The organism is Brevinematia bacterium (genome assembly GCA_039630355.1).
Lineage (GTDB): Bacteria > Spirochaetota > Brevinematia > DTOW01 > DTOW01 > SKYB106.
Map to the genome: position 1 here is coordinate 1 of JBCNVF010000001.1, position 7,785 is coordinate 7,785.

General features: G+C 36.2%; 10 protein-coding genes. 2 read left to right on the forward strand and 8 right to left on the reverse strand.

Features of this window, described 5'->3' with window-relative positions; translation table 11 throughout:
- From ABDH28_00005 to ABDH28_00035, 7 genes are all read right to left on the reverse strand, one after another.
- On the reverse strand, nucleotides 1–423 hold a 423-nt coding region (locus tag ABDH28_00005; protein ID MEN2997411.1), incomplete at its 3' end, for a hypothetical protein.
- A 10-nt stretch (nucleotides 424–433) separates the two neighbouring features.
- The gene (locus ABDH28_00010; GenBank protein ID MEN2997412.1) at nucleotides 434–940 is read right to left on the reverse strand and encodes a hypothetical protein; all 507 of its coding nucleotides are present in this window, start codon (nucleotides 938–940) and stop codon (nucleotides 434–436) included.
- Nucleotides 941–943: 3 nt separating this feature from the next.
- A complete protein-coding gene (locus tag ABDH28_00015) occupies nucleotides 944–2,731 on the reverse strand; it encodes a hypothetical protein (protein MEN2997413.1) in 1,788 nt (595 codons plus the stop codon).
- The gene (locus ABDH28_00020; protein MEN2997414.1) at nucleotides 2,728–2,940 is read right to left on the reverse strand and encodes a hypothetical protein; all 213 of its coding nucleotides are present in this window, start codon (nucleotides 2,938–2,940) and stop codon (nucleotides 2,728–2,730) included. The genes ABDH28_00015 and ABDH28_00020 overlap by 4 nt, the downstream gene beginning before the upstream one ends.
- A gap of 15 nt (nucleotides 2,941–2,955) precedes the next feature.
- Complete coding sequence (locus ABDH28_00025) at nucleotides 2,956–3,147, reverse strand: hypothetical protein (GenBank protein ID MEN2997415.1); 192 nt, start codon at nucleotides 3,145–3,147, stop codon at nucleotides 2,956–2,958.
- A gap of 11 nt (nucleotides 3,148–3,158) precedes the next feature.
- On the reverse strand, nucleotides 3,159–4,691 hold the full coding sequence (locus tag ABDH28_00030) for a phage terminase large subunit (protein MEN2997416.1): 1,533 nt from the start codon (nucleotides 4,689–4,691) through the stop codon (nucleotides 3,159–3,161).
- Nucleotides 4,692–5,057 (reverse strand): hypothetical protein, encoded by a 366-nt coding sequence (locus ABDH28_00035; protein ID MEN2997417.1) that lies wholly within the window; start codon nucleotides 5,055–5,057, stop codon nucleotides 4,692–4,694.
- An 84-nt stretch (nucleotides 5,058–5,141) separates the two neighbouring features.
- On the opposite strand from ABDH28_00035, the gene ABDH28_00040 reads away from it, so the two are divergent.
- Nucleotides 5,142–5,441, forward strand: coding sequence for a hypothetical protein (locus tag ABDH28_00040; GenBank protein ID MEN2997418.1), 300 nt, complete (start codon nucleotides 5,142–5,144; stop codon nucleotides 5,439–5,441).
- Entirely contained in the window at nucleotides 5,438–5,872 is a 435-nt protein-coding gene (locus tag ABDH28_00045) for a hypothetical protein (protein MEN2997419.1), read from the forward strand. The genes ABDH28_00040 and ABDH28_00045 overlap by 4 nt, the downstream gene beginning before the upstream one ends.
- Here ABDH28_00045 and ABDH28_00050 read toward each other — a convergent pair.
- Nucleotides 5,840–6,700: a DNA adenine methylase gene (locus ABDH28_00050; GenBank protein MEN2997420.1), complete on the reverse strand. Its 861-nt coding sequence runs from the start codon at nucleotides 6,698–6,700 to the stop codon at nucleotides 5,840–5,842. The genes ABDH28_00045 and ABDH28_00050 overlap by 33 nt on opposite strands.
- Between the last annotated feature and the right edge of the window lie 1,085 nt (nucleotides 6,701–7,785).

Below are 7,785 nucleotides of genomic sequence, written 5' to 3' on the forward strand. Positions count from 1 at the left end.
GTTTTGCCCAGTTCCGTATATCAAGTCTCTTGCTATCCTGTCTTTTGCTAGATTTTCAAGTTCATTTAACTTGTCTGTCAGAAGGTCAATAACTTCTGCTTCTCCTCTAACTGCGTCAATCTCGTCTTGCGAGATAGATACGACATACTGGAATATTCCTATAGGAACTCTACCAACTATAGGGTTACCTAGTCTTTCTGGTGTTAGAGTATCGTAGTATCTTGCTCTCTGAACTGGTATGTTTGGAGTTGCTAGACGGGTTCTAAACTCATACTCAACCCCACCGTCAACAATCCTTTTGTTTTTTCTCAGAACTATGCTTAAAGCACTGGTCTTCCACACATCTTCAACGACCTTACCATAAAGGTCGTATGTCCTTATATAGCCGTTTAACGCATCGGCTACATCTTGCAATGTTGCCATATTGCACCTCCTACACTAGTTTTCTATCTTTTTTTATTTGCTCTGCAATGTTTGTCCAACTAGTTCTTATATGGGTTGCCTTTTTCGTATTACTCTCCTTTGGTTTCTGTTTTACTTCTACGTCCATAGCAACTATTTTTCTACTTAGTTCGTCTATGTCCTTAACGAGTTTTCTTGCTTCTAATATAGCATTCGGAGTCACGCCGAGTGTCTTTACAATATCTTCTACATCCTTTTCTTCCATACTAATCTCTTTAGCAACCCTCTTTATACTTTCGTAGTCTAGAGCAATATTCAAGGGAGTGCTTTCAGAAGGAGTTTCTTTTTGAAAACCAGTTTCTTGTTGAAAACTTTGGTTTTCTTTTGGAAACTCCCTTTCTCCCTGCAGAGCAATATTGCTATTATTATTAACGATTTCAGTCTGTTTGTCAAGTCCCTCTTGTTTTGTTTCGTTGTTATCTTTTACTACTGAAGTTGCTATTGCTTCCTCAACGGCTTCTCTTACAACATCATCCATACACTACCCCTGTGGTGGTGTTGGCTGTTGTGCGGGTTGTTGAGGTGTGGATTGTCCTTTAAGACTATCTAGAATGCTTTTTATTATGGTGACTACTACCATTGCTTGTGCATCTGTTTGCTGGTATCCTTTTGCTACCAGTTCTTGTATCATTTGCTGTATTTGTGGTTTCATATCAGGGTCTTCAAGTATGTCTTTTGCCATTTTTAAGACATCAGGTGTGACATCATCAGGGTTTATCCCAACGGCAGCAAGAAACTTCTTGTCTGCCTCGCTTAAAACTAATGTTCCTTCCATTGCTAGACCTCCTATAGAAATATTGCTTAAACCTATAAGTTTGCTAATTATTTTGCCTGCGTTAATTGTTAAAGCCTCTGACACCTTTTCTACCAAAAGTTCAGTTTTCGATAGGAAAAGGTGCTTGTATTTATCCAAAATTACATTCATTGCTATTTGTGGTGGAAATACTCCTGCGTTGGTAAATCTGATAACGGTATCAACAATTTCTTCATCTCTTCTCAAAGCAGAGAAAACTGGTGTTATGTCTGGTGTGTAGTTGCGGGAGTATTCCATAAAGTTTAGTGCAATATCTTCTTGTATATTAACAACTTGCCTTTCAACCAAGACATCAAGGATTTCTGATATATACTCTGTAAGCGTCTGAAAGAATTGTCTGAAGGATGGAACTTTAATCTGAAGTCTGCTTAATGCAATGTTATACATTTGCTGTAATCCTGCACCAGATGATATGTTAGCAGGTCTAACACCACGAAGAATTTCGTTCATCCCAAATATGTCGTCAATAAGCGAAGAAGATATGTTGTATGCTTCGAAATTAAAATTAAGCCCAATTCCTCTGTCTATCACAATATCGCTGTATTCTGGAATAGGTATTATCACACCTGGGTAGAGTTCTATTTGGTTTGGTTGCATATTTCTTGCTTTAACAATTCCCAAGGAAGCAAGTCCCATAACAATATCGGAGTAAGATACTATCTTGTTAATCATAACCTGTGTATCTCTGGCTTGAGAAACCTCCGACAGTTGATAGTCATATATAGTTCCAATAAACGGGTCTTGAGTTATAACTGCGTATGGGAAGACTGTCGTTGTAAGTTCTTCTTCCAAAACAACTTCTCCTCTTACATCTCCAACCAGTTCTCCGTAATCGCTTTTTAAAACAACAAGCCTTATTTTATCTTTTTCTTTGTAATGAATTTTGGTAAAGATACTGAACTTTTCTTTGTTCAAGTTATAGTATTGCTGGAATATGCTTGTCGGTATAGGTAAGAGAGGTCTGTCATTTCTTGCTATATATCTCTCAACAACGTATCTTGCGGTTTGTAAGTCAAGAGACCCGTTTTCTGGGTAGAACTGAAATGGATAAACAAAATCTACTTTAAATCCCCTTTGTGTTATTCCCATTCGCACAACCGAGTATCCAGCAATCAGAGAAAAACCGACTGCTTTTGCTATTTGGTTTGCGTTGTATGGAATCTGCAAAAGTCTGTTTATTTCTGTTTCAACAACTCTATACTCCGCAGGAATGTTGTTAAGTTTAACCTCTGGATAGTTTTGGATAAAGTAAGATGTTAGGGCTTTTATGTATGCAATTATTTTGTTATGCACTCTTTTAGGAAGTCCTTTTACATCAATCGGCATCCAGTTTTTAGTTCTCCACTGATCACCAGACGCAAACTGAAAGAGTCTTTGTATCTGGATTAGTTCCGTTTTTGCGTTGTTGTAATCTTTTTGTATTTCATCAATAATCTTATCTGACTTACTACTCACTTTCTTACCTCCTTTTCAATCGGTTGCTTGTAAAAGTCCTTGTAAAGGTTTGCTACATATCTCAATTTTGTTATTCTTCCATCATAGACAACTTTCATATCGTTGTTGTATATTTTGCTTATCCCACTTCCACAAACACCGCAAACCCATTCACTATTTTTCTTTACAGGATTCACTATTATGTGCTTGTTCCTACAGATGTAAAACATACTTCCTCCCATTCCTCAAATACCTAAATAATCCTTAAAATCGTCGTATTTGTTATCTGCTATTGTTTTAACTTCTTTTGTGTCTCTGTCTTCGTCAGATTTTTTGTTTTTCTCAAGTAATTTTTCAATTATGTTTTGCCTCACTACCAAAAGAACGATTAAGACTGAGTTTATCGCAACAACTACTGTCAGAACTGCTTCAACCATTTGCACCTCCTTTAAGCAAGACTGTAGTTTATAATATCGTTTGCTTTTTTTTCAACACTACCGCTTAAAACAGAAAACTGTATTTTTTGCGAATGTATGCTTTTAATTACCAAGAGCAAGGCACTTACAAAGTCATCACCACCAGAAGCACGTATGTATCCCGTATCAACCCGCAACTTATTAAGTTCTTTTGCTATGTTGCTCGTTATTTGGATTTGCTTTGTGTTCAGATATTCAAGCAAAATCTTATATAGGTATAGTCTCTCGTCTCTTGTTATTGCTATACCTAGGTTATTGGATTTGTCCCTTATGATGTTAAAGTATCCGAGTTCTTTTAGGTAATCAGAAAAAGCAAAACCTATCCCGTTCCTTTCGAAGGAAATCAAAGCATTGTTGTATTTTCTTGCGAGATAAACTGCTTTATAAGCAACTTCTCTTACACTGTCTTTGTTGGAATAATACTGACAGCAAACTTCACCAGAGAGGGTATAGACAAGGATAACGGATGTATCAAGTTCAACACCACCGCTTATATCAACACCAACAAAGTAAGACTTGTTTGTTGTTGGGTATTTAAAGTATTCAAGGGTGTTTATGTCTTGTTGTTCTGGTATTTCGACTACATCTTTGTTTTGGTCTAAAACCAAGGAATAACGGGTAAAAGAAGTTTGCAGTAGTTCTGTAAGGTCTTCATTTTTGAGAAGAAGAACATCATTTGCCAGCACATAAGCACCATAAACTCGTTTCATATATTCTTCTTCGCTTATGTTTCTTATCTTTTGTATCTTGTCGTGTTTTATAAACTTGTTTTGTATTGTAGCAACATTTACGATGCTAAAATCTTCATCTGGTATCCCCTTATCTTTTGCAAAGAACATATCATAGACCCAATCAACTCCTTCTGTTGGAGTGTAGGTCATTATGACTTGTCCTTGTGTGTCTATTGTTCTTGCGTATGCTTCTAGGAATATTTCCTTTGGTGGTCTTTCGTCAAACGCAACCAAATCAACAGAAGCAGACTGAAAGGAATAAACCCCGCTTTCGACGGATTTAAGGGTTATTTTTGAGCCGTTAAAGAATTCGTAAGTGTAGGTCTTTTTGTTAAATGTTGCGAAGCCTTTAGACAAAGTTTCTATCCTACTGCTTACAACATCCTCACCTAATGGAAAACTTACAACAACAACCCATACTTTTGCGTTAGGCTTCTCTAGTGCTTTTAACACACAAGCGCTTACTAACGCAGTAGTTTTACCACTTTTGTTCCCTCCCTTAAACAAAACAATGTCTCTTTTCTTAACAAAAATCTCACCCAAGAAAACAAGTTGCTTTCTGTGAAACTTTACAAGGCTTAAAGGGAATTTTTGCTTCAACGCTTTTAAAGCCCTGTAGAGAGCATAAGCAACAGACTTGTATTTTGCTTTTGCTTTTTTAAGGAGTTCCTGAAAGTAGGAGGTTCTGAATATGGTTTTTTTGTAAATTACTTCCTTAAGCCATTTTCTAACATTTAGGTAATCGTATTCGTCTTTTTCTTTGTCAAAAACCATTTACACCTCCTCAATAAATTCATCTGGTAGTTTCTTCTTTTTTTCAAGTGCTTTTGTCAAAACGTCTAGATATTTCACTGCTATTGCGTCTTCTAGGTTTGGATTTTTTAGTCTTTCTTTGCAAAATCCTATAACCCAATCCCACCCAACCTCATCTCCATTTTCTGCTTCCAGTTGCTTTTTTTCAAGAAAGGTTAGCATCTCTTGGATTTTCTCTTTGTTCTTATAGACCCAAACGTGCGATATTTTGTTCTTTTCTATCGCTTGAGCAAACGAAAGACCCGCAAACACATCTATAGCAACATTTACAAGTTTAGGAGACTTAAAAATCCTTACCATCTCTTTTCTTAAGTTTTCATCAATCATAGCAAGATTATAACATATTTAAGACTGTCTTTCAAGTTTTTTTCAACTTGAAAACTACGTAGGTTATTGTTTATAATTTTTGTTATGATAAACGAAGAAGTGGTAAGGATACATTCTGACATAGTTGAGAGGATTTGTTCGGTTATTCCTGCTGTTGAATTAAGAGAATCGCTTGGTATCAAGAAGTCTTCACTTTCAAACATACGGGCTGGTAGAAGATACTTAAGCCTTCCTATGGTAAAAAAACTCATCAGGTTTGTTGCGACTAAATATCCATCGTTAAGCGTTTATATTCCAGACAGGATACCTGTAGTTGTAAGAGGAGGCAGGAGCAGTTTTATAATCCATCTTGACAAAGAAAAACTGGTAAATGAGATACTATGATAAAGATTGCAGTCGGGGAGATAAAAAACGAAGATAACAATAAATTTGCGGAAACCTTTTTATACTTCAGAGGAATAAACGAACTGTCAGTTGCTTATAGCATACTTGAGTTTATACCGAAAACAAAAAGATACGAAATAAAGATAGGTAAAAACAAGTTTGTGATAAAAGAAGAGTTTGGCTTCAAAAACGAGTATCCTGTCTATACAAAGATAATCGCTTCTTGCATCTTGTTTGGAGAAAAGGTAATGTTTAAGTTTTCTGATGGGTTTTTCGTTATTTTCTACCAAGACAATGGAGTAAAAGTCAAAGTAAAAGCAACAGGTAAAAGCAAAAGCCAAACCGTAAAGACGCTTAAGGAAATAGCAAAAGACCTTTTGGAAGATGTTTGGGATTGGTTAGAACAAAGTTTTTACATACACAGGAATTGATTTAGTGCTTTTGCCAGTAAAAAGGTATTCCACGAAAGTTCTTTTCTGCATACCAATACAACTAGTTCTTACCAGTTTATCAACAACTTCAAGTTTGTTAGCAAACCTCATAACAATTTCCTTTGCTTCTTCGTTTTTTTCTCCATAACCCAAAGACAAAAGAAAATCATTCTTTATCCCCAAAACAACGTTTAGTAGTCTTTCGTAATCAAATCCTTTAGTTTTGTCTTTTACTCCTATAACGCTATTAGGATACGGCGGGTCTAGGTAGAAAAACACTCCCTTTTTGTCATAACTTCTAACTACGTTTTCGTAATCAACACTTATAAAAACTGTGTTCCTAAACCTAATTCCCATCTCTTTTATGCTTTCAACAACTTGGTCTTTAGTTGCTCTTATATCACACTCTCTTTCTTTTCCTTTATCGCTTTTGTCTTTAACCCAAACCCACAAGAACTTTTCGTCTCTTTTCACAAAAGGAGCAGTTGTCAAAAGGTAAAGAAGGTAATTTACTGCCCTAACAAACTCACCCTTTCCTTCCTTTGCAAGCCTCTTGTATTCCTCATAATCCTTGTAGTAAATCGGAGTGAAAAGAACATACTCGGCGAATCTCTCCGTATCATCCCTTATGCACTTTAACATATTTATCACATCCTCGTTTATGTCATTTAGCACGTCCAATTTTGTCTTCGTCGGCTTCAAGAGACTAACAACCCCAGTCCCAGCAAACGGCTCAACATAAACCTTTGCTTCCCTAGGAAAATACTTGTAAAGCCAGTTCAACAAAGACCTCTTACTCCCAGCATACGAAATAAACGGAGAAATCATAGCAAAAATATTCTACCAAAAACCAACCGTCTTTCAACAAAACAAGCCAAAAACAAAAATCAAAACCTTCTACAAATAATACGTTAGTATTATTTGTAGGAAAGTATAACATTAAGACTCTTAAATTAAAATTCTTAATATCATCTAATAAAAATCTCTGTAAGAGATTTTTATTGGGATTCTTAATTGTAGATTCCCTAATTGTAGATTCTTAATTATGGATTCCCTAATAGATATTGTTGGGAGAGATATATATTTATATATATCTCCAACTTGCTTTTTTTGATTGTTTTCTAGTTGAAAAACTGAAGTTTGCTTGATTTGATGCGGTGAATCGCCTTTCTCTGCCTTGAGCAAACACCAAGTAAAACCTTTCTCTCCCTTGAGCAATATCCCCAAGTAGCTTTCTCTCACAAGAGAAAGGTAGAAAAGAGGGTTAAGATAATACCCTAACCTAGCTGAAAACTTGACTTACAACATCAATTAGCAGTCACTTAACAACCACTTAACAAAAGTTTATAAATACTTAACATTCTTTGCTTGAATAGTTTTCACAAAACCTAAGAATTACCCGCTCGTAAAAGCAAAAGCCTATGTAAACTGATTGTTAAGTCAAGCTAAATTGCCGTTTCTCTGGTTGGGAAAAACCGTGGAAAACCAGAAAATGAGAGGAGTGTGACTAACAACCCCCCACCCCTCCTGCCCGAACAACGCCCCACCGTCAGACAACAAAAAATTCCGAGCAACGCAATGAGTGAGCAACGAGTGAAGAGCCGAGCATATCCTCGGCATAGCATCGGATACACTCGGCATAGCATCAGCATATCCGCATACCATACACGGATACACTCGGTCATACGGTCATACTCCGATGTGAGTAATACTCACTTCGGAGCAACAAACGAAGAACGAAGACAGGAACAAAGACAAAGCAAAGAAGGATGAAGAAGTAAGTAAAGCAAATGAAGACAAAATAATAGATACTCAACTGGATAGAGTTTCAGAAAACAAAAGAGAAGAACAAAAATGAAGACAATGAAGACAAAGATAAAACGAAAAGAAAAAAGCAAAAAAAAGAACCAACC

Bases quoted from the DNA above. Each gene is read 5' to 3' on its own strand.
- ABDH28_00035 (MEN2997417.1), bottom strand. From the start codon at position 5,057: ATGATTGATGAAAACTTAAGAAAAGAGATGGTAAGGATTTTTAAGTCT.
- ABDH28_00030 (MEN2997416.1), bottom strand. From the start codon at position 4,691: ATGGTTTTTGACAAAGAAAAAGACGAATACGATTACCTAAATGTTAGA.
- ABDH28_00040 (MEN2997418.1), top strand. From the start codon at position 5,142: ATGATAAACGAAGAAGTGGTAAGGATACATTCTGACATAGTTGAGAGG.
- ABDH28_00045 (MEN2997419.1), top strand. From the start codon at position 5,438: ATGATAAAGATTGCAGTCGGGGAGATAAAAAACGAAGATAACAATAAA.
- ABDH28_00050 (MEN2997420.1), bottom strand. From the start codon at position 6,700: ATGATTTCTCCGTTTATTTCGTATGCTGGGAGTAAGAGGTCTTTGTTG.
- ABDH28_00020 (MEN2997414.1), bottom strand. From the start codon at position 2,940: ATGTTTTACATCTGTAGGAACAAGCACATAATAGTGAATCCTGTAAAG.
- ABDH28_00010 (MEN2997412.1), bottom strand. From the start codon at position 940: ATGGATGATGTTGTAAGAGAAGCCGTTGAGGAAGCAATAGCAACTTCA.
- ABDH28_00025 (MEN2997415.1), bottom strand. From the start codon at position 3,147: ATGGTTGAAGCAGTTCTGACAGTAGTTGTTGCGATAAACTCAGTCTTA.